The 20,471-nt window shown below is 63.5% G+C and carries 19 protein-coding genes; 7 read left to right on the top strand and 12 right to left on the bottom strand.

Annotated features, from left to right (window positions below):
• The first annotated feature begins 6 nt into the window (after positions 1–6).
• Positions 7–636 (top strand): riboflavin synthase subunit alpha, encoded by a 630-nt coding sequence (locus ACIPZG_RS14955; RefSeq protein WP_400714978.1) that lies wholly within the window; start codon positions 7–9, stop codon positions 634–636.
• Between the two features lie 98 nt (positions 637–734).
• Here ACIPZG_RS14955 and ACIPZG_RS14950 read toward each other — a convergent pair whose 3' ends face one another.
• The 10 genes from ACIPZG_RS14950 to ACIPZG_RS14905 form a co-directional block, all read right to left on the bottom strand.
• Positions 735–1,439, bottom strand: a complete 705-nt coding sequence (locus ACIPZG_RS14950) for an SDR family oxidoreductase (RefSeq protein WP_400714976.1) — start codon at positions 1,437–1,439, stop codon at positions 735–737.
• An 84-nt stretch (positions 1,440–1,523) separates the two neighbouring features.
• On the bottom strand, positions 1,524–2,429 hold the full coding sequence (locus ACIPZG_RS14945; protein WP_400714974.1) for a LysR substrate-binding domain-containing protein: 906 nt from the start codon (positions 2,427–2,429) through the stop codon (positions 1,524–1,526).
• A 33-nt stretch (positions 2,430–2,462) separates the two neighbouring features.
• Positions 2,463–3,965, bottom strand: coding sequence for a glycine betaine/L-proline transporter ProP (proP, locus tag ACIPZG_RS14940; protein WP_400714972.1), 1,503 nt, complete (start codon positions 3,963–3,965; stop codon positions 2,463–2,465).
• 88 nt (positions 3,966–4,053) lie between these two features.
• Entirely contained in the window at positions 4,054–5,028 is a 975-nt protein-coding gene (gene hemB / locus ACIPZG_RS14935) for a porphobilinogen synthase (RefSeq protein WP_008100121.1), read from the bottom strand.
• A 217-nt stretch (positions 5,029–5,245) separates the two neighbouring features.
• Entirely contained in the window at positions 5,246–6,076 is an 831-nt protein-coding gene (locus tag ACIPZG_RS14930; RefSeq protein ID WP_400714970.1) for a substrate-binding periplasmic protein, read from the bottom strand.
• Positions 6,077–6,107: 31 nt separating this feature from the next.
• Positions 6,108–6,776 (bottom strand): amino acid ABC transporter permease, encoded by a 669-nt coding sequence (locus ACIPZG_RS14925; protein WP_400714968.1) that lies wholly within the window; start codon positions 6,774–6,776, stop codon positions 6,108–6,110.
• On the bottom strand, positions 6,773–7,414 hold the full coding sequence (locus ACIPZG_RS14920) for an amino acid ABC transporter permease (RefSeq protein WP_400714966.1): 642 nt from the start codon (positions 7,412–7,414) through the stop codon (positions 6,773–6,775). The genes ACIPZG_RS14925 and ACIPZG_RS14920 overlap by 4 nt, the downstream gene beginning before the upstream one ends.
• A complete protein-coding gene (locus tag ACIPZG_RS14915) occupies positions 7,414–8,214 on the bottom strand; it encodes an amino acid ABC transporter ATP-binding protein (RefSeq protein WP_008099168.1) in 801 nt (266 codons plus the stop codon). The genes ACIPZG_RS14920 and ACIPZG_RS14915 overlap by 1 nt, the downstream gene beginning before the upstream one ends.
• Positions 8,215–8,228: 14 nt before the next feature.
• On the bottom strand, positions 8,229–9,521 hold the full coding sequence (locus ACIPZG_RS14910) for a M24 family metallopeptidase (RefSeq protein WP_400714964.1): 1,293 nt from the start codon (positions 9,519–9,521) through the stop codon (positions 8,229–8,231).
• A 100-nt stretch (positions 9,522–9,621) separates the two neighbouring features.
• Positions 9,622–11,658: an FAD-dependent oxidoreductase gene (locus ACIPZG_RS14905; protein WP_400714962.1), complete on the bottom strand. Its 2,037-nt coding sequence runs from the start codon at positions 11,656–11,658 to the stop codon at positions 9,622–9,624.
• A gap of 126 nt (positions 11,659–11,784) precedes the next feature.
• Between ACIPZG_RS14905 and ACIPZG_RS14900 the strand changes: the two genes are divergently transcribed.
• Positions 11,785–12,426, top strand: a complete 642-nt coding sequence (locus tag ACIPZG_RS14900; RefSeq protein ID WP_400714960.1) for a TetR/AcrR family transcriptional regulator — start codon at positions 11,785–11,787, stop codon at positions 12,424–12,426.
• Here ACIPZG_RS14900 and ACIPZG_RS14895 read toward each other — a convergent pair whose 3' ends face one another.
• Both ACIPZG_RS14895 and ACIPZG_RS14890 read right to left on the bottom strand, forming a co-directional pair.
• Positions 12,427–12,948 carry a GNAT family N-acetyltransferase gene (locus tag ACIPZG_RS14895; RefSeq protein ID WP_400641155.1) on the bottom strand — a complete coding sequence of 174 codons (522 nt, stop codon included), beginning with the start codon at positions 12,946–12,948 and terminating at the stop codon, positions 12,427–12,429.
• Positions 12,949–13,041: 93 nt separating this feature from the next.
• On the bottom strand, positions 13,042–14,367 hold the full coding sequence (locus ACIPZG_RS14890) for an OprD family porin (protein ID WP_400714957.1): 1,326 nt from the start codon (positions 14,365–14,367) through the stop codon (positions 13,042–13,044).
• A 365-nt stretch (positions 14,368–14,732) separates the two neighbouring features.
• Between ACIPZG_RS14890 and ACIPZG_RS14885 the strand changes: the two genes are divergently transcribed.
• From ACIPZG_RS14885 to ACIPZG_RS14865, 5 genes are all read left to right on the top strand, one after another.
• Complete coding sequence (locus ACIPZG_RS14885) at positions 14,733–16,622, top strand: amidohydrolase family protein (RefSeq protein ID WP_400714954.1); 1,890 nt, start codon at positions 14,733–14,735, stop codon at positions 16,620–16,622.
• A gap of 161 nt (positions 16,623–16,783) precedes the next feature.
• Positions 16,784–17,770 carry a GlxA family transcriptional regulator gene (locus ACIPZG_RS14880; RefSeq protein WP_400714951.1) on the top strand — a complete coding sequence of 329 codons (987 nt, stop codon included), beginning with the start codon at positions 16,784–16,786 and terminating at the stop codon, positions 17,768–17,770.
• Positions 17,771–18,131: 361 nt separating this feature from the next.
• On the top strand, positions 18,132–18,815 hold the full coding sequence (locus tag ACIPZG_RS14875; RefSeq protein ID WP_400714948.1) for an ABC transporter permease: 684 nt from the start codon (positions 18,132–18,134) through the stop codon (positions 18,813–18,815).
• Entirely contained in the window at positions 18,812–19,807 is a 996-nt protein-coding gene (locus ACIPZG_RS14870; protein ID WP_400714945.1) for an ABC transporter ATP-binding protein, read from the top strand. The genes ACIPZG_RS14875 and ACIPZG_RS14870 overlap by 4 nt, the downstream gene beginning before the upstream one ends.
• Positions 19,807–20,469 (top strand): ABC transporter permease, encoded by a 663-nt coding sequence (locus ACIPZG_RS14865; RefSeq protein WP_400714942.1) that lies wholly within the window; start codon positions 19,807–19,809, stop codon positions 20,467–20,469. The genes ACIPZG_RS14870 and ACIPZG_RS14865 overlap by 1 nt, the downstream gene beginning before the upstream one ends.
• Positions 20,470–20,471: the final 2 nt, after the last annotated feature.

Here is a 20,471-nt window from a genome sequence, read left to right as displayed (position 1 = left end):
CAACCCATGTACACCGGCATCGTCCAGGCCGTGCGCCCTCTTCTCGCTGTGACCACTCACCCGGGCCACAACGAATTCACCGTCGACCTCACCCCCGAGCTGCTCGACCAACTGAAGGTCGGGGCCAGCGTCAGTGTCGAAGGCACCTGCCTGTCGGTCACCGAAATCGACGGCACCCAGGTGAAGTTCGACGCCATGACCGCCACCCTGGAGCGCACCAACCTGCGCTTCTTCGAGGCCGGCCAAGGCGTGAACATCGAGCGCTCGGCGAAGATGAACGCCGAAGTCGGTGGCCACCTGATGGCCGGCCACATCGCCACCACCGCCGAAATCTTCGAGCTGTCGATCAAGGAGACCGGCGCCTTCATCACCTTCCGCATGCCGCCGGAGTGGGCCAAGTACGTGTTCCCGCGCGGCTTCCTCGGGGTCAATGGCTGCAGCCTGACCGTCGCCGATGTCGACGACACGCTGATCACCATCAACCTGATCCCGGAAACCCTGCGCCAGACCACCTTCGCCCACTACAAGGCTGGCGAGTTGATCAACATCGAAGTGGACCACCAGACCATGGTGCTGGTCGATGTGGTCGAGCGCACCCTGAAAAACACCCTGGCCCGCGAAAAGTTGTTGTCCTGAAGGGCCCTATCGCCGGCAAGCCGGCTCCCACAGATTTTTGCAGCGACGCGGACACTGTGGGAGCCGGCTTGCCGGCGATAGGGCCAGTACAGTCAACCTCAAACGCTGCGGGTAATCCCACCGTCGACGCGGATGTTCTGCCCAGTGATATACGCCCCGCCCTCGCTTGCCAGGAAGGCCACGGTCGCGGCGATTTCCTCGGCAGTGCCATAGCGCTTGAGCGGCACGCTGTCGCGGCGTGCGTCGGTGGCCGGCAGGCTGTCGATCCAGCCCGGCAACACGTTGTTGATACGGATGTTGTCGCCGGCATAGGTGTCGGCGAAGATCTTGCTGAACGACGCCAGCCCCGCACGGAATACCGCCGAGGTGGGGAACATCTCGCTCGGCTCGAAGGCCCAGGCGGTGGAGATGTTGATCACCACCCCGCCCTGCTGGCGTTGCATGATCGGCGTGACCAGACGGGTCGGGCGAATGACATTGAGCAGGTAGGTCTCCATGCCCTGGTGCCAGTCCTCGTCGCTGATTTCCAGGATCGGTGCGCGCGGGCCGTGGCCGGCGCTGTTGACCAGCACGTCGATCCGGCCCCATTGGGCGACCACCGCATCGACCAGGCGCTTGATGTCCTCATTGGACTGGTTGCTGCCGGTCACACCGATGCCACCCAGCTCCTGGGCCAGTGCCTCGCCCTTGCCGGACGACGACAGAATGCCAACCTTGAAGCCGTCGGCCGCCAGACGCCGGGCGGCTGCCGCGCCCATACCGCTGCCACCGGCGATCACGATTGCTACTTTTTCAACTGCCATGGGGACCCCTTGTCGAGTTCGTCTGCGTGAGTGATGGGGTTCAGCCTAGCAGCAGGCTTGAGGCTGCAGAGAGCCAGGCAAGCTTCAATCAATCGATAGAAAATCTACTGCCTGCTTGATCAGCCAGTCACGAACGGTAGCCAACGCGGGCGGCTGGTAGGCGTTGCGCGGCCACACCAGGTAGAACGCCTGGTCCAGACGCAATTGGTGGTCGAACGCCAAGGCCAGGCGCCCGGCGGCCAGGTCGCTCTGCACGAAGTAATAGCTGGCCAGGGCCAGGCCCTGGCCCGCAATCGCCGCGTCGATCGCCAACGCCGTCTGGTTGAAGCGCACGTTTCGCGCTGCGGGCTGCAGCGGCTGCTGGAACACCTCGCCAATGAAGTCGGGCCAGAAGTTGTGCGCGTCGTGCAGCAAGGTGTAGCGCTGCAACTGCTGCAGGTCGGCCGGCGCGCCATGTGCCTGCAACAACGCCGGGCTGCCCACGGCCACGATGCGCTGGGGCAGAAACAGCTCGGTATTGAGCGCCGGCCCAAAGGGCGGGCGCCCGTAGCGCACGGCAAGGTCCACACCCTCCGGGCGAAACTGCGAAAGACGGTCGGTGGCCAATACCTGCAGGTCGATATCCTGGTGCTGCTCGGTGAAGGATGCCAACCGCGGGATCAGCCACTTGGCGGCGAAGGTGGGGGTCACGCTGACGGTGAGCTGTGCGCCATCCGGCCGCAGCGCCTGGGTGGCGCTGGCGATCAGGGCGAAGGTGCTGCGAATGTCGCCGCTGTAGCGCTGGCCGGCCCCCGTCAGGCTCAGCCCTCTGGGCAGGCGGTCGAACAGCTTGAGCCCCAGGTTCGCCTCTAGGGCGCGAATCTGCTGCGCCACCGCCGCCTGGGTCACGCCCAGCTCGTCGGCCGCCAGGCGGAAATTGAGATGCCGCGCCACCACCTCGAACACCCGCAGGGCATTGAGGGGTGGCAGCGCCGAAAAGCCATCGGCCATGAAGTTTATCTACTGAGTTCAGACCCTCACACCTTACTCGATCCGTGGGTGCTGCTGCACCAGCAGCTTGCGCTTGGCCTCGAGCTCGGCGATCTGGGTATCGATGTCCTCGATCTTCTGTTCGATGGTGTCGTGGTGCTCCTGCAGCAGTTCGCGGGCCTCTTCGATGTCCGACGCGGCTGGCGCGGCGCCGCGCAGGGGCTTGTTGGCGGTTTCCTTCATGGTCAGGCCGGTGATCAGGCCGATGGCGGCGATCACCATCAGGTAGTAGGCCGGCATGTACAGGTCACCGGTGGTTTCCACCAGCCAGGCAGCAAGGGTCGGGGTGAGGCCGGCGATCAGCACCGAGATGTTGAAGGCGCTGGCCAGGGCGCTGTAGCGGATATGGGTGGGGAACATCGCCGGCAGGGTCGAGGCCATGACGCCGATGAAGAAGTTCAGCAGCACGGCAATGATCAGCAGGCCGGCGAAAATCACCCCGAGCACGCCACTGTTGATCAGCATGAAGGCCGGAATCGCCAGGGCGAACAGGCCGACGCTGCCGACGATGATGAACGGCCGACGCCCCCACTTGTCGCTGAGCAGGCCGATCACCGGCTGCACGAACAGCATGCCGACCATGATCGCGATGATGATCAGCACGCCGTGGTCTTCGCTGTAGTGCAGGTTGTGCGACAGGTAGCTGGGCATGTACGTGAGCAGCATGTAATAGGTGACGTTGGTGGCAATCACCACCCCGACGCAGGTCACCAGGCTGCGCCAATGCTGGGTCGCAACCTCCTTGAACGACACCTTCGGCCCGGATGCCAGGCCCTCGCGGTCACCTTGTTCGAGCTTTTCGACGTGCTGCTGGAAGGCCGGCGTCTCTTCCAGCGCGTGGCGCAGGTACAGGCCAATGAGACCCAACGGCAAGGCCAGGAAGAACGGCAGGCGCCAACCCCATTCGAGGAATTTTTCCTCGCCAAGAATGGTGGAAATCAGCACCACCACCCCTGCCCCCAGCACGAACCCGGCAATCGAGCCGAAGTCCAGCCAACTGCCCAAGAACCCTCGCTTGCGGTCCGGGGCGTATTCGGCGACGAAGATCGAGGCGCCGGTATACTCCCCGCCCACCGAGAAGCCCTGGGCCATTTTCGCCAACAGCAGCAGTATCGGCGCCCAGATGCCGATCGAGGCATAGGACGGTATCAGGCCGATGGCAAAGGTGCTGAGCGACATGATCACGATGGTGGCGGCAAGGATCTTCTGCCGGCCGAAGCGGTCGCCCAGGGCGCCGAAGAACAGCCCGCCCAACGGGCGGATCAGGAAGGGTACCGAAAAGGTCGCCAGCGCAGCGATCATCTGCACGCTGGGGTCGGCATTGGGGAAGAACACCTTGCCCAAGGCATAGGCGACGAAGCCATAGACGCCGAAGTCGAACCATTCCATGGCGTTGCCCAGTGCGGCGGCGGTGATAGCCTTGCGCATCTTGGCGTCGTCTACGATGGTGATGTCTTGCAAGCCGATTGGCTTGACGGTTTTCTTGCGTGATTTCATCCCAGTGTCCCTGTGGCTGAGCCTCTCTGGCATCAGAACCGCAGGGACACTAAATAATTCCACGCTCAGCGTTTTCTCGCCGTCAGGGTCAGATGCCCTCGCGCGCCAGGTCCATGGCGAAGTAGGTGAGGATCAGGTCGGCACCGGCACGCTTGATCGCGCCAATGCTCTCGCGCACCACCCGTCCTTCGTCGATGGCGCCGGCCAGGCCGCCGAACTTGATCATCGCGTATTCGCCACTGACCTGGTACGCCGCCAGCGGCAGGCGCGAGGCAGCGCGGATGTCGGCGATCACGTCGAGGTAGGCGCCCGCTGGCTTGACCATCAGCACATCGGCCCCTTCCTGCTCGTCGAGCAGCGACTCGCGCACGGCTTCGCGGCGGTTCATCGGGTTCATCTGGTAGGCCTTGCGGTCGCCCTTGAGGGTGGTGCCGCCGGCTTCACGGAACGGGCCGTAGAGCGACGAGGCGAACTTGGTCGAATAGGCCATGATCGCGGTGTCGTGGAAGCCTGCGGCATCCAGGGCGCCACGGATGGCCTGGACCTGGCCGTCCATCGCCGCCGACGGGGCGATGAAGTCGGCACCGGCAGCGGCGGCGATTACCGCCTGCTTGCCGAGGTTGGCCAGGGTGGCGTCGTTGTCCACGCCATGGTCGTGCAGCACGCCGCAATGGCCGTGGCTGGTGTACTCGCAGAAGCAGGTGTCGGACATCACCACCATTTCCGGCACGCTGTCCTTGCAGATGCGCGCCATGCGGGCGACCAGGCCGTTTTCGTTCCAGGTGTCGCTGCCGGTGGCATCGAGGTTGTGGGAAACGCCAAAGGTCATCACCGACTTGATGCCGGCGCGGGCGTAACGCTCGATTTCCTGGGCGAGCATTTTCTCGGGGATGCGGTTGACCCCCGGCATGCTGGTGATCGGCACGAAGTCATCGATGCCTTCCTCGACGAAGATCGGCAGGATCAGGTCTTCGAGGCGGAATTCCGTCTCCTGGAAGATGGTGCGCAGCGATTCGTTCTGGCGCAGACGGCGGGGGCGGACGGACGGGAAACGGTTGGACATGACAGCTCCAGGGAATATGGACGGCGTACACCATATGCCTGTTGGGCGCCAGTGAAAAGGGTGGATGAGGAGATTGTCTGTTGCGCTGGGTGCAGTAGGGGTATTTTGCAGTGGCTGGGCTGGCCCTATCGCCGGCAAGCCGGCTCCCACAGTGTCCGCGTCGCTGCAAAAACCTGTGGGAGCCGGCTTGCCGGCGATAGGGCCCGTCAGGCCACCCTCACTCCACCAACCTCGGCGCCCCCACCTCAGCCGCCTGTCGGTCCAACCCATGGGCCTCGAGAATCCGCGCGATCTCGCCACTGCCATGCAACGCCTGGATATTGGCATCCAGCGCCTTGCCCAGCTCGACGTTGCTCAGCATGTACGGAATCGCCGTCTGCCCCGGCTGCTCGGTGGCCTTCACCCGGGGATCGGGCACCGACACCTTGATGCTCGCCCCCTGGTACGCGCCCTTCTGCTGCGACACCACCGCCACCGCATGGCTGTCGATGCCGGCCTCGATCCGCCCGGACGCCAGGTCCTGGGCCATGGCCACCGGGTTGGGGTACAGCACCAGGTTGTCACCCAGCACCCGCTTCAGGTCATTGACCCACAGGTAACCCTGCACGGTACCCACGCGTTTGCCCTCCAGCGCCGCGACCGTGGCATAGCCCTGGGGCGAGATGATGCCCATCACGTCCAGGTACAACGGTGCCGAAAGGCCCAGCACCTTGCCGCGCTCGACCGTGCGGTACCAGTCGCCGATCACCACGTCGGCGCGGCGGGTGACCACCGACTGGATCGCCGCCCCCGGGTCGAGCACGCTGGCCTTGATCTCCAGGCATTCGCGGGCGGCGATCTGCTTGATGATCTCGCCGTCCACCCCGCCCAGGGTCTTGTCCGGCCCGGGAATGGAATACGGTGGGAACACATAGGCCGCCACCGTCAGCACCCCGGGCGTGAGGGTTTCGAAACTGTGGGTAGGCTTGCACTCGGCCAGGGCCTGCGCACTGCCGACAAGCGCCACGCAGACAGCCAGGCAACGGGTAACGCGTTTGATTGGTTTCATCTGGATACCTATGCAATGTCAGGGTCAAGGATCAGGCAGCAGGGTGCTGGCCGGGCGCCAGTCTTCTTTCAAGGGCCGCGACGCCCAGGCTCGCCGGTGCGCACACGGCCGCGTACATCAACCCGGCCAGCACCAGCACGGGCATGTACTGGAAGGTCGAGGAGCCGATGGCCGAGGCGCGGCTGACGATTTCGGGCAAGGCGATGGTGAAACACAGCGACGAGGCCTGGAACATCATGATCGAGAAGCCCAGCAGCGACGGCAGCGCCACCCGCAGGGCCTGGGGCAGGATCACGTAGCGCAGGGCATCGACACGGTCCAGGCCGATCACTTCGGCGGCTTCGTGCTGGCCACGGGCGACCGCCTCCAGGCCACCCCGGATGATCTCGCTGGTGTAGGCCGCCGTGCAGTAGGCCAGGGCCAGCACTGCGGCCCAGAACGAACTCAGCGTGAGGCTCACCGAGGGCAGGCCGAAGTAGAAATACTGCAGCAGGATCAGCGCCGGTGCCCCGCGCCCCAGCTCCACGATCACCAGCGACGGATAGCGCAGCGCCCTGCCCTTGGCACTCACCCCCAAAGCCAGCAACAAGCCCAGGACCACGCCGAGGGCCAGGCTGATCGCCGTCACTTGCAACGACAGCACGAAGCCCTTCCACAACTCCGGAAACCATTCGGCCCAAAGGGCCAGCAATGCGTTCATTGGCTGATCCTCCGCTGCAAGGTCGCCGACAGCCAGCGCGAAGCCAGCGCCACCGGCACGCTCAGCACCAGGTACACCAGCGCTGCAGCGCTGTAGACGCCCAGCCCCTGGAAGGTCTGTTGCGACACCTGGTAGGCCTGGAAGCTGATATCCGACACCCCAAGGGTGGAGGCCACCGCCGAGTCCTTGAGCAGGCCGATGGCATAGGTGGCCGCGGTGGGGATGGAGATGCGCGTCAGCTGCGGCAGCACCACGTCGAAGAAGCGCTGCGACGCCGACAGGTTGAGCACGTGCGCCGCTTCGTACTGGCCATCGGGGATGGCCGCGAAGGCGCCGCGATAAACCTCCGCCATCTGCGCGGCGGTGATCAGCCCCAAGCCCACCACCGCCGCGACGAACGGCGACAAGGTGAGGTAGCCGCCACCGATGCCGAAGAAGATGAAGAACAGCCAGACAATCGGCGGAATCGAGCGCACGGTCATCACGATGGCCGCCCCCAGCGCCGCCAGCAGCGGCGTGCGGGCCATGCGCAGGGCACACAGCGGAAAGCCCAGCACCACCCCGGCGGCGAAGGCGCACAAGGTCACACCGAGGGTCCACGGCACGCCCGCCAGCAACATCGACAGAATGTCGTTCATCAGCGGTCCCTCACGGCCTGGAGGAATTTCGCCACCCGCTCATGGCGCGGCTGGCGCATCACCTGGGCGCTGGGGCCGTGCTCGATGATGCGCCCGTCGGCCATCACCACCACCCGGTCGGAGACGGTTTCGGCAAAGTGCATCTCATGGGTGACCACGATCATCGACATGCCCTCGGCGGCCAGCTCCTTCATGACCGCCAGCACCTCCAGGCCCAGCTCGGGGTCAAGCGCCGAGGTCGGTTCGTCGAACAGCATCAGCTCCGGCTCCAGAGCCAACGCCCGGGCAATGGCGATGCGCTGTTGCTGGCCACCGGAGCAGCGCGCCGGATAGTGCCCGGCCTTGGCGGCCAGGCCCACCCGCTCCAGCAGCTGCATGGACCGCGCATCGGCCTCGCGCTGGCTGCGCCCGAGGGTACGCACCTGGGCCAGGCTGACATTGCGCAGCACGGTCATGTGCGGGAACAGGTTGAACGACTGGAACACCATGCCAATGCGCCGGCGCAGTTTCAGCAACTCGGCTCGCGGCAACGGTACGGCGGCGTCGATGTCCAGTTCATCCAGGCGGATGCGCCCACGGGTCGGCGGCTCCAGCTGGTTGATGCAACGCAGCAGGGTGCTCTTGCCCGAGCCACTGGGGCCGATGATGGCCACCACCTCGCCCTTGCTCATCTCGAAATTGACGTCGTGCAGCACTTCATACGGGCCGAACTGCTTGTGGATCGACTCCAGGCGCAGGAAGGCCGGCTTGGGTGCGGCCAGCGGGGGCACCTGGCGCAGCGCAATGCTCTTCGGATTCATCGGCTGACCCTCCCTCAAGACTGTTGGTCATCGACCAGCGGCGTGCTCGACAGCTTGATCGCGCCATGGGCAGTGATCAGCACCTGTTCCTCCAGCTTCACGCCTTCGCGCCCGCCGCGTTCGCCGATGTAGCTTTCCACCGAGACAACCATGTTTTCCTGGAACAATCCGTCATAGCCCCACTCGGCGAAGTCCACCGCGTAGGCCACGCTGGGGTATTCGTCGACCAGGCCGACGCCGTGCAGCATCATCATGTAGCGGTTGTGCTCGTACTTGCCGGGCACCGGCCAGCAGCGTTCGGCGAACTCGCGAAACGACAGGCCCGGGCGCAGCAGGTCGAGGTTGTGGCTGATCTGCTGCGAGGCGACGTCGAGCAGTTGGCGCTGGGCGGCGGTCACCGGCTTGCCGGGGCAGACGAAGCTGCGCGAGATGTCCGACAGGTAGCCACCGGGGCCGACCATGTCGGTGTCGAAGCAGACCATTTCCCCGGCTTCGATGACCTTGTCGGTGGCGTCCTGGAACCAGGGATTGGTGCGCGACCCGGAACTGAGCAGGCGGCTCTCGGCCCATTCGCCGCCCTGGGCCACGTTGGTGCCGTGGAGGATGCTCCACAACTGGTTCTCGGTGATGCCCGGCCGCAGGCTGGCACGCATGCGGGCAATGGCCAGATCGCAGACGGCCATCGACACCTGGTGGCTGGCGACCTCCTCGGCCGACTTGATCAGCCGCGCCTGCTCCATCAGCGGCTGGGCGTCGAACAGTTCGATGCCCTTGGCCTTGAGCTTCTCGGCGCCCCACGGGTCGCAACGGTCGACCGCCAGACGGCGGTTGCCACCACTGTGGCGAACCATCAGCTCGGCCACTTCGGCGGCCCACAACGCGGCTTTTTCTTCGACCCGGGGGCCGGCGAGGAAGTACAGCCAGGGCAGCGCCGGGCGGATCTCGTCGATGGTTTCGACGTGTTCGCTGTTGTGCCGGCTGCTGGTGAATTCGAACAGCACCACCGGGCCTTCGGTGGGCACGAACACGTAGCGGCTGGGCGAGTGCATCACCCACAGGCCGAGGTTGTTGGTGTCGGTGGCATAGCGGATGTTGATCGGGTCGGCGAGCAGGATGCCACCATAGTCGTGGGCGCGCAGCTGCTGGCGGATACGGTCGAGGCGGTAGCGGCGCAGGGCCTTGCGGTCGATGGCGGCCTGGGCGGCGAGCAACTGGCTGTCTACCGGGGCCAGGGCATGGTCGGTAACACTGGAATCGTCACGAAACTGCAGGGATGGCGCAGGGCTCGGTTGGATACCGATGTGCATGGTTACACTCTCCACTGGATATCGTTGTCGTTGTTGGAGCCAGGGCAGTAACAGCAAAAGGTGGTGCTGGTTTTAGTTCTTCTGGGGTATCGCTGGGCGCTCAGAGGTCCTTCACCAGGCGCAAGGCGTCATAGATGGCGGCGTGGGTATTGCGCGAGGCCACCGCGTCGCCGATACGGAACAGCTGGAAGCGGCCATCGTCACGGCGGGCCACCGCCTGGGGGCGGCCGGCGATCAGGTCCATGTACTCGACCGCGCCTTCGTTGCTCGACAGCGGCACCAGCTGGAAGTACAGGTCGTCCAGCGGCCGGGTGCCGTGGTTGACCACCACCTGGTCGACCAGGCGGGTCTGGCGCAGCTCGCTGTAGTCGGTGCCGATGGTCGCCAGCAGGCCGTCTGCGGTCTTGCTCACCGCTTTCAGGCGCCAGGTCACGGTAAAGGTCGTGTCCAGCTGCTGCAGCGCACGCATGTAGGGCACCAGGTTCATGCCCATGACCTCGGGCGAGAAGGTGCGGTCGGGGGTCATGATCTCGGTACGCGCGCCACTCTGGGCGATGAACTCGGCCGCCTGCAGGGCGGCATGGTCGCCGGCGTCGTCATAGACCAGCACAGTGCGCCCCGGCTTGACGTCGCCGGAGATGATGTCCCAGCTCGAGACCACCAGTTCGTTGCCCTGCTCCAGCACCTCGGTGTGCGGCAGGCCGCCTGTGGCGACTATGACTACGTCAGCGGCTTCGTCGAGGATGATCTGGCTGTCGGCCCAGACGTTGTAGTGGAACTTCACCCCCAGCCGCTCGCACTGGGCCAGGCGCCAGTCGACGATGCTGATCATCTCCTTGCGCCGCTCCGATTGCGCGGTCAGGCGGATCTGCCCGCCGGCCTTGTCGGCCACCTCGTACACCACCACTTCATGGCCACGCTCGCCGGCCACCCGTGCCGCCTCCAGCCCCGCGGGGCCGGCACCGACGATGACCACCTTGCGCCGCTGCGCAGCCTTGGGAATCTCGTGCGGCATGGTGGTTTCGCGGCCGGTGGCGGCGTTGTGGATGCAGTAGGCGGCGCCGCCGTGGTAGATGCGGTCCAGGCAGTAGTTGGCACCGACGCAGGGGCGAATCTCGTCTTCGCGGCCTTCGATGATCTTGCGCACGATATGCGGGTCGGTCATGTGCGCGCGGGTCATGCCGACCATGTCCACCTTGCCGGCGGCAATGGCATGGCGGGCGGTGGCGACGTCCGGAATCTTCGCCGCGTGGAAGGTCGGGAAGCCGGTCAATGAGCGGATTTCGCCGGCGAAGTCCAGGTGCGGCGCGTTGCGCATGCCCTGGATCGGGATGATGTCGGTGAGGCCGGCGTCGGTGGCGATGTTGCCGCGGATCACGTTGAGGAAGTCGATCATGCCGCTGTTCTTCAGCAGCTGCGAAATCTGCAGGCCCTCTGCCTTGCTCAGCCCGCCGGCCAGCACTTCGTCGCCGGTGTAGCGGATGCCGACGATGAACTGCTCGCCCACCCGTTTGCGTATGGCCGCGAGCACTTCGAAGGTAAAGCGCAGGCGGTTTTCAAGGGAGCCGCCATAGACGTTTTCCAGCTCGTTGGTCAGCGGCGACCAGAACTGGTCCATCAAGTGGCCGTATGCCTGCAGCTCGATGCCGTCCAGGCCTGCCGCCTGCATGCGTTCGGCGGCATCGGCGTAGTCCTTGACGATGCGCTCGATGTCCCAGATTTCCAGGCGTTTGGGGAAGGCCCGGTGCGCCGGTTCCTGATTGTGCGAGGGCGACACCACCGGCAGCCAGTCGCCTTTGTCCCAGCGGGTGCGGCGGCCCAGGTGGGTGAGCTGGATCATTACCGCCGCGCCGTGTTCGTGGCATTCGTCGGTCAAGTCCTTCATCCAGCCGACTACTTCATCCTTGTAGGCCAGCACGTTGTTGAACACCGGAGGGCTGTCGCGCGAGATGGCGGCGGAACCTGCGGTCATGGTCATGGCCACGCCGGCCTTGGCCCGCTCCACGTGGTAGGCGCGGTACAGCTGCTTGGGCATGCCGTCTTCAGGGTAGGCGGGTTCGTGGGAGGTGGTGATGATGCGGTTGCGCAAGGTGAGGTGCTTGAGTTGGTACGGCTGAAGCAACGGATCATTGGACATGGTCGTTCTCGCGTTCAGGTCATCAGGCAAAATCGACATTAGCCGCCATGTACACAGGTGTCAATTAATTCGACAGTGGTGTACATTGAGCTTGTCAGGCCCCCATGGATACGGAACAATGCGCCTATGAACATGACGTCGAACAACCCGGAAATCACCGCCCGCGGCTCGATCGAGAGCTGGCTCAACGCAGCCTTCGAAACCCTCAAGGAATCGGGGGTGGACGCCGTGCGCGTGCTGCCGCTGGCGAAAAAACTCAACCTGGCCCGCACCAGTTTCTACTGGTACTTCGAGGACCGCGAAGCGCTGCTGGCGGCGCTGATCGAGCAGTGGAAGAACAAGAACACCCACAACCTGGTGGCCCAGTCACAGGCCTATGCGGCGTCGATCACCGAAGCGATCCTCAATGTGTTCGATTGCTGGCTCAACACAGAGCTGTTCGACTCGCAGTGCGAGTTCGCCATGCGCAGCTGGGCGCTGCAGTCAGAGCAGGTAGCAAAAGAAATCCAGCAGGCCGACAAGGTGCGCATGGATGCCCTGAAGCAGATGTTCGACCGTTTCGGCTTCAGCGAGGACGCCGCCACCACCCGCGCCCGCTCCATCTACTTCACCCAGATCGGCTACATCAGCATGAAGACGTCCGAGCCGCTGACCTACCGCATGCACTTCATCCCCGAGTACCTGCGCATCTTCACCGGCCAGGAGCCTGCAGCGCACGAACTGGAGCGTTTCTACCAGCGCAATGACTTCGTGCCGCCTGCGGCCTGATCAGCCCTCGGTGGGCTGCAGCGGCGTGGCCAGGATCTTCTGGTAGAAGGCAAGGTCCAGCCAACGGCCGAACTTGTAGGCCGCCTCGCGAATGACGCCTGCCGGCTCGAAGCCCAGGCGCTCGTGCAGGGCGATGGAAGCTTCGTTGGCGAGATCGATACCCCCGACCATTACATGCACGTCACGTTGGCTCGCCAGCTCGATCAGCTCGCTGAGCAGGCGCTTGCCCAGGCCCATGCCGCGGCAGTCGTGGTGCACGTAGACCGAGTGCTCGACGCTGTACTTGTTGGCCGGGCGGTCGCGGAATGGACCGTAACTGGCAAAGCCCAGCAGCGTGCCCTGCTCGTCCTCGTAGCCGATCACCGGCAAATCGTTGCGGCGCTTGTTGGCGAACCACTCGACCATGGATGCGGGCTCACGCGGCTTGTAGTCGTACAAGGCGGTCGAGTTGAGGATGGCGTGGTTGAAAATGGCGAGAATGGCCTCGGCATGGCGTTCTTCGCTGCAATGGATGAGGCGCATGATTGGTTGTCTACTCGGGTCGATCACTATGAGATACGTTTTGTATCAGATAGTGGATTACCTGAGAAGCGCCTCTGCCCACTTGAGTGATGATCAGAAGATGTCGAACGGATATTCGGTTATCACCCGCACCTGGTCCTGCGCGCCCCCGGTGCTGTCATCGCCACGGTTCCAGGCCAATCGAAGGCGTACGGACAGATCCTTGGCAGGCCCGGCCTGCACGACATAGCGCGCCTCGGCATCCGTTTCGAATTCCTCGTCACCTTGACCGTACTTGTGCGCATAGGCGCCTTGGGTGCTGTGGGTGCCGTCGATGTCACGACCCCGCAGGTGGCGCAGCATGAACGTCAGCCCCGGCACGCCATAGCCTGCCATGTTCAAGTCGTAGCGCAGCTGCCAGGACTTTTCCCCAGGCCCGTTGAAGTCGGAGTACTGCACGGAATTGGGCAGCAATATCGAACCGCCGCTGCGCCCCGTATCGCCGAAGCCGACATAGTCGAAGGGTTGGTCACCTTGTACCTGTTGATACGCGGCGGTGAACGTGTGCGAAGCAACCTTGTAGGCGACTTGCATACCGGCTGCGGTGGTATCGATCGTCCCCGCCTTGGCACTGCCGGTGTCGAGTGTGCGGTACAGGTTGAAGTCGAACGTCAGTGATTGCGCCGGGGACAGCGGCATCACGTAGTTGGCGTTGCCGTAGTACTGATGCCAGATGTCTTCGAAACGGCTGGCGTAAGCCGCGAGGGTCATGCCATCGGCCAGTGTGTAGCGGGCGCCGGCGTAGTCGACTGCTGGCGTGGTGACCAACGCGTAGGTAGCCCACAGTTCGCCATCCCGGTTGGTATTGACTTGGTCGGTCCCGGAGGTGAAATGGCCGGCTTCCACGGCGAGCTGGTCGATCTCCCGACTCAGCACGTGAAAGCCGGTGGCGGTTTGCGGCATCAGTCGGCTGACGCTTTGTGCAAAGACCGGGGCGCTGGGCGACATCTGGCCGTAGCGCAGGACAGTTTCGGAAATTCGCGCCTTGACCGAGCCGCCTGCCCGGCCGTATTCAGCATCCGGATCGCCGTCATCCCCGACCGGCAAATTGCCGGTACCGGTACGCCCGCTGCCGGCATCGAGCTTGAGCCCCCAATAGCCGAAGAGATCCGCACCGAAACCCACCGTCCCTTGGGTAAAGCCGGAATCGAACCGCGCAATAAACGCCTGACTCCAGTCTTTTTGATTACTGCGCCCCTCTGCCCGGTCTGTGTTGAAGTAGTAGTTCCTGGCCAGAATCGAAAATTTACTGTCTTCGACAAAGCCATTGTTCTCGGCACTGGCGTAGCTGCTCATCACTGTAGCCATCAGCGCAATGTTGACGGTGTTGATAGACAGTATCGCGTGCCGCTCAACGCGAGCAGGAGAGAAATAAAACATCGGCCACACCTTCCTGTTATTGAATTCATGACGCCCCCGTTGTGCACAGGTGACGGTGTTGGTTGGCAATAGAAAGAGGCTCGGGCAGCGGCGCGGCACACATGAATGCCGCACTGCCGAAGCCGGCGGTGAATAGTCGACTGATGGCGAATCACGGCTGAATCAGCGATTCGACGTCCTGTATCAACGTTTCGCCAAATGCGGGCGCGATGCACTGGATCTGGGCCCCGAAGCGGGGCTATTGCTGAAGGCCGGAGGCGGCACGGCAGCGCCATGGCGAACTTTTGATAGTAGTCGTCGGGTTCGCGGGACGTGGCTGGGGCGCTTTGCCCTTATTGTGTTTGCAAGCCCACGGAATCACGCCGATGAATAACAACAACACGTTTATAGATAGCCATGTTCACTTCTTTACCGAAGCGCATCTCGATGCACTTGGCACTGACCTTCCCTATGCACTTCCAGCACCGAATTCGCTTTCAGATTATTTGCTGAATCTCGACCTTGAAGGTATTTCACCGACCCTGCTCAATAATGTGCACCTGAGCATTCTCCCAGACTCCGAGCATGTATTTGCGTCGTTCAACGAGCTTGAACAGCTGCAACGAATGCACCCTGGAAAGTTCGACCATGTGCGCCTGGTCGGCACCCTCAAGGCAGACCCTGACTACGCAGACGAAGCACGCCTGAACCACCCGCAAGTCGTCGGTATTCGCATCGTCTTGCACGATGCGCCCGAGGACAGTGTGGCGGCCGATGCCTACAGCACCCCTGCCTGGCAGGCGTTGTTCGCACGGCTGGCGGCGCACCAGCATGTCCATGTCTATGCCCAGTCGGCCGCCACCCATCTGCGCGTGCTTCGGCAGATGCCTGAAACGGTGCGCGTCGTGCTTGACCACCTTGGCACCTGCCACGCCAGCCTGGGCGCCGAGCACCCTGCGTTCACCCGCCTGCTGGATGAAGCGCACAGGCGCGGCAATGTCTGGTTCAAGGGCCCCGGCTATCGCACTTCGACCGACATCGAAGTGCTGACACCGTTCGTGCAACGCATCGTCGAAGCGCTTGGCGCCGACAAGCTTCTGCTGCAAGCAACCGACGCACCCCATGTAGGTGCCGACCCGAGCGGCATCGCCTACTGCAACCTGTTCCATCCCGCCAGCGCGTTCGGTTTCGTTCGCCGGTTGGCCAACGCCGCAGCAGAACGTTGTGGCGTATCCGCTGATGCACTGCTCAATGGCGCGACTTCCAGTGTTTTTCCCACCCCAACAAGCCAACAGGCCCCAGGTGAAATAATGAGTAATGTTACCTCCCGCGAAATCAAGTTCGACGTCGACTTCGGCGGCGAGACGCTCAGCCTCAACGGTACGGTCTTCGAGCCGGCCGCGCTCGATCGCAACCTGCCTCCAGTGGTGTTCAACTCGGGCTTCACGGGCGGCGTTTCGATGTATGGCCAACTGTTTGGCCGTGCGCTGGCGGCTCGCGGCTACCGCGTGATGACCTACGATGTGGCGGGCTTCTTCACCAACAAGGCGGTGCGCAACACCTCGCTGGTCGACGGCAAGACCGTGACCAACGTCAGCCTGGAAGACCAGAAAGACGAAGTGCTCGGCGCCGTGACCTGGGCACGCAATGAATTCGGCCAGATGCCGCTGGTTGCCTCCTGGGCGATGGGTTCGGTGGCCAGTCTGGCAGCGATTGCGCAACTGGCGCGCAACAAGGCCGAGCAGGTGAAGTTCTGGGTGCCGATGAGCTATACCAGCATTGGTGCACTGCAAGCCCTGCGTGAGGACGCCAAGGCTGCCGATGCCAGCATCGCCGCGCTGAACGCCGACGCCGCGATCCCGCCGTTCGATACCGGTACCGAGGCCACCCGCCTGGGTTACTACCCCCTCGACCCGGCCACTCAGCAGTATGTCGACGAGCAGTTGGGCGCCTACACCGAAGCAGGTGGTGCGGACCGCTGGCCGGGTTGCGCCTGGGTCAGCGCCAAATCCTACACCTCCTACGTCGCCTTCGACCCGGAGCAAGGCATTGAAGGTGCGGCCGGTTTCCCCCCTGCCCTGATCATCCACGGCGCGAAGAACTCTCTGCACATGCCGGCCGAGTCCGAGCGCCTGTACCAACGCTACCCGGGCGACGCAGGGGATGGCGTGCTGGTCATCTCCGACATGCAGCACGGGCAGCAGAACGAGGCCGACCATCCGGTGTTCAAAACCATCATCGAGAACATCGACCAAGCCGTCCGCCAGCACCTTTGAAATCCCCCGCCTGCAGCGCCCTCGCCGGGCGCCTGCAGGCGCGGTCATCCTGCCCCCGCCTCATCTACCCGCCACCACCTCCCGCAGCCGCTCCAGTATGCTGACAACATTACGGGCCCTGTACGGGCCTTAGTCATCGAATGCTCTGCGGAGTTCTGCACATGGTGCACGCTGCTCAACCCAACGAAGGCTGCAAGCGGATCGGTCTGCTGATCTTGCCGCAGTTTTCCATGATGGCCCTGGCCGGCGCCAGCGAGCCCCTGCGCGCCGCCAATCGGCTGGCGGGCAGGACGCTCTATGAATGGCAACTGTTGTCGGAAACCGGGGGTACCGTCAGCTCCAGCAGCGGCGTCGAGATCAGCACGCGCGGATTGAGCGATGTGAACGAGCTGGACCGCGTTTTCGTCCTCGCCAGCCTGGATATAGAGCACTTGCGCCCGCCGCAGATGCTGCGCTTCCTGCAGCGGGCAGCGGCGCAGGGCAAAACGGTCGGCGCGTTCAGCACCGGCACTTTCATTCTGGCCCGGGCCGGTTTGCTGGACGGTCGCAAATGCACCCTGCACTGGGAGTCGATCAATGAGTTCGCCGAAGAGTTTCCGGCCATCGAAGTGACCCGTGAGCTCTACGTGAACCACGACAACCGCTGGACCTGCGCCGGCGGCACCGCCGCCATCGACCTGATGCTGGCGCAAATTTCCCTGGACTACGGCGGCAAACTGGCTGCCGCGGTGGCAGAGCAGTTCCTGCATGCCCGAATTCGCGGCCCGGAAGAACACCAGCGCATGTCCATCCAATGGCGCTTCGGCATCCATGACCGACGGATCACGGCGGCCATCGGGCACATGGAGGACAACTTCGAACACGTCATCAGCATCGAGGACGTGGCTGACCGCTGCAATGTGTCGCAGCGGCAACTGGAACGGCTGTGGCACCAGCACTTTGGCATGACGCCGCAGCGCTTCTACCTGGAGTTGCGCCTGGCCGAAGCACGGCGGCTTCTGCGCGAAAGCAGCAAATCCATCGCCTCGGTGGCGTACTCCTGCGGATTCGTCTCTGCCTCGCACCTGGGCAGCGCCTATCGAAAGACCTGGGGCTGCAGTCCTGGTGAAGAACGTCGAAAGTTTGATAGTGAAACGGCGACGCAGTGAAGGTTCGAGTGTTTGTTTATAAAAGCGTCCTCGGCTATAGCAAAAGGTACGCTTGGCCTGTGCTCACCTTTGCCCGTGATCGGGGACAAATCCCATACAGGACACGGAGTTAGTACTGATCAACTGATCGAGCAGCGGTGTCCAAGGCTTGCTGTAGCGAATCTGCCCCCGGCACGCCAGGTCACTTGCACCTTCACTCGGACCTCCCCTCCTCGACCGATGCTTTGTCGAACTTATGACAAAGGTCGTCGATCCTTGAACCCGAACTTCGGCTCCTTCGGCGTTAATGTTTTCCCATACCGGCATTCTCTCCCTGATGAACCGGCGAACAACAATTTTGCGGAGAAAAGGCACAAGAACAATGGAAACGATCAGTTTCATCACCTCCAACCTCGGCTTGATCGCTCACTTGCTTGGGCAACACCTCTCTATCGTCTTCATGGCGGTCGGATTGGCCATCCTCACGGGCGTTCCGCTGGGGATCTTCGTCTCGCAGCATCCTCGGCCGGGTCGCTGGGTCCTGACGTTCGCCGCCATGTTGATGACGATTCCCTCTGCGGCCCTGTTCGGCCTGATGATCCCTCTGCTTTCGATCTGGGGCCAGGGTATCGGCATGGTGCCGGCAATCATCGCGCTGTTCCTGTACTCGCAGCTTCCCATCATCCGCAACACCCATACGGCCATCTCCAATGTCGAGCCTTCGCTGCGTGAAGCGGCGCGTGGCATGGGCATGTCATCGTGGCAACGGCTGTGGAAAGTCGAATTGCCGCTGGCGATGCCGCTGATCATGGCCGGTGTGCGCGTGGCGACGGTGATCAATATCGGCATTGCCGCCATCGCCGCCTACATCGGTGCCGGTGGGCTGGGCAGCCTGATCGTGCGTGGCATCGCGCAGTCCGACACCCGGCAACTGATTGCAGGCGCGATCCTGATCAGCGTGATCGCGGTGATCGCCGACTACGCCCTGGCCCTTCTCCAGCGTGCGTTGACCCCCAAAGGGGTCATCAAGCTCAACAACCTCAGCATGAAGGAAGCTACATCGTGATCCAGATTGATAATTTGAATAAAAAATTCGGCTCTATCACGGCAGTGGAAAACGTCTCCTTCACCGTACCGGAAGGCAAGATCTGCGTGCTGCTTGGCCCCTCGGGCTGTGGCAAGACCACCACGCTGAAGATGATCAATCGCCTGATCCCCCCGACCTCTGGCCGGGTGTTGATCGGTGGGCGGGATACCGCCGAGCTGGACACGGTCACCCTGCGTCGTTCGATCGGCTATGTGATTCAGCAGGTCGGCCTGTTCCCCAACATGACCGTCGAAGACAACATCTGCGTGGTCCCCGACCTGCTGGGCTGGGACAAGGGCAAAAGCCGCAAGCGCGCGGCAGAGCTGCTGGAAGTGGTGGCGCTGGAGCCGTCGAAGTTCGCCAAGCGCTACCCGTGCGAACTCTCCGGTGGGCAGCAACAGCGTATCGGCGTCGCCCGCGCGCTGGCTGCCGACCCACCCGTCATGCTGATGGACGAACCCTTCGGCGCTATCGACCCGATCAACCGCGACGCGATCCAGGACGAGTTCATGCGCATCCAGCGTCAGGTCGGCAAGACGGTCCTGTTCGTCAGCCATGACATCGACGAAGCGGTGAAAATGGCCGATTGCGTGGCCCTGTTCAATGCCGGCCAGGTCGAGCAGTTCGGCACACCGGACGATTTGCTGGCCCGCCCGGTGAGCGATTTCGTGGCCAACTTCATGGGCGGCGACCGCATCATGAAACGCCTGCGCTTGCTGCAAGCGGCGGATATCGCCTGCCCGACCCCGCCCCAGGAACTGCTCCAGGTGGTCGGCGATCAGCCGGGTGCAGCGTCATGGAACGCCATCACCGTGCTGCCCAGCGATGACCTGCGCCAGGTGCTTTGCCAACTGCTCGGCCAAGGCCGCGAATGGGCGGTATGCAAGGACTCGCACGGCCAGTTCATCGGCTATGTGCATCAGCGCGACATCCTCGCGCGCCTCATCGACAACACTGCGGCGGTGGCGTGATGGCGGCCTTCAACACGATGATCGAATGGCTTCAGGCCTACTGGAACGAGGTGGTGTACCTGTCGCTTCAGCACCTGCAGATCGTGGCCGTGAGCAGTGCACTGGCGATCGTCATTGCCCTGCCGATCGGTATCTGGATGAGCCGCCCAAACAACCGCCGCCGCGCCATGGCGGTCATGCAGGTGCTCAACATCGGCCAGGCGGTACCGAAACTGGCCTTGCTGACGCTGGCCATGACCTTGGTCGGGGTCGGTGCGCCTGCCGCGATTTTCGCCTTGTGGGTCGCGACCATCCTGCCGATCACCGTCAATACCTACGAAGGCCTTCGCGCGGTGCCCCGGCATCTGCTCGAAGCTGCAGAGGCCATTGGCATGACGCCGCGTGAAATCCTCTTCAAGGTCGAGATCCCCAACGCGCTGATCGTGATTTTCGCTGGCCTGCGCACAGCCCTGGCGATCAATGTCGGCACGGCGCCTCTGGCCTTCCTGGTGGGCGGTGGGGGCCTTGGCGAGCTCATCTTCACCGGTATCGACCTCAACGACTACGGCATGATGCTGGCCGGCGCCATTGCCACCGCAGGCCTCGCCATGCTGGTGGACATGCTCTGCGGGCTGCTGCAGCGCGCTTCGGTTTCCCGCGGCCTGCAACTGGCGGCACGCTAGGT

This window comes from Pseudomonas sp. NPDC089395, assembly GCF_044749525.1.
GTDB lineage: Bacteria > Pseudomonadota > Gammaproteobacteria > Pseudomonadales > Pseudomonadaceae > Aquipseudomonas.
This window is presented reverse-complemented; position numbering and strand designations above follow the sequence as displayed.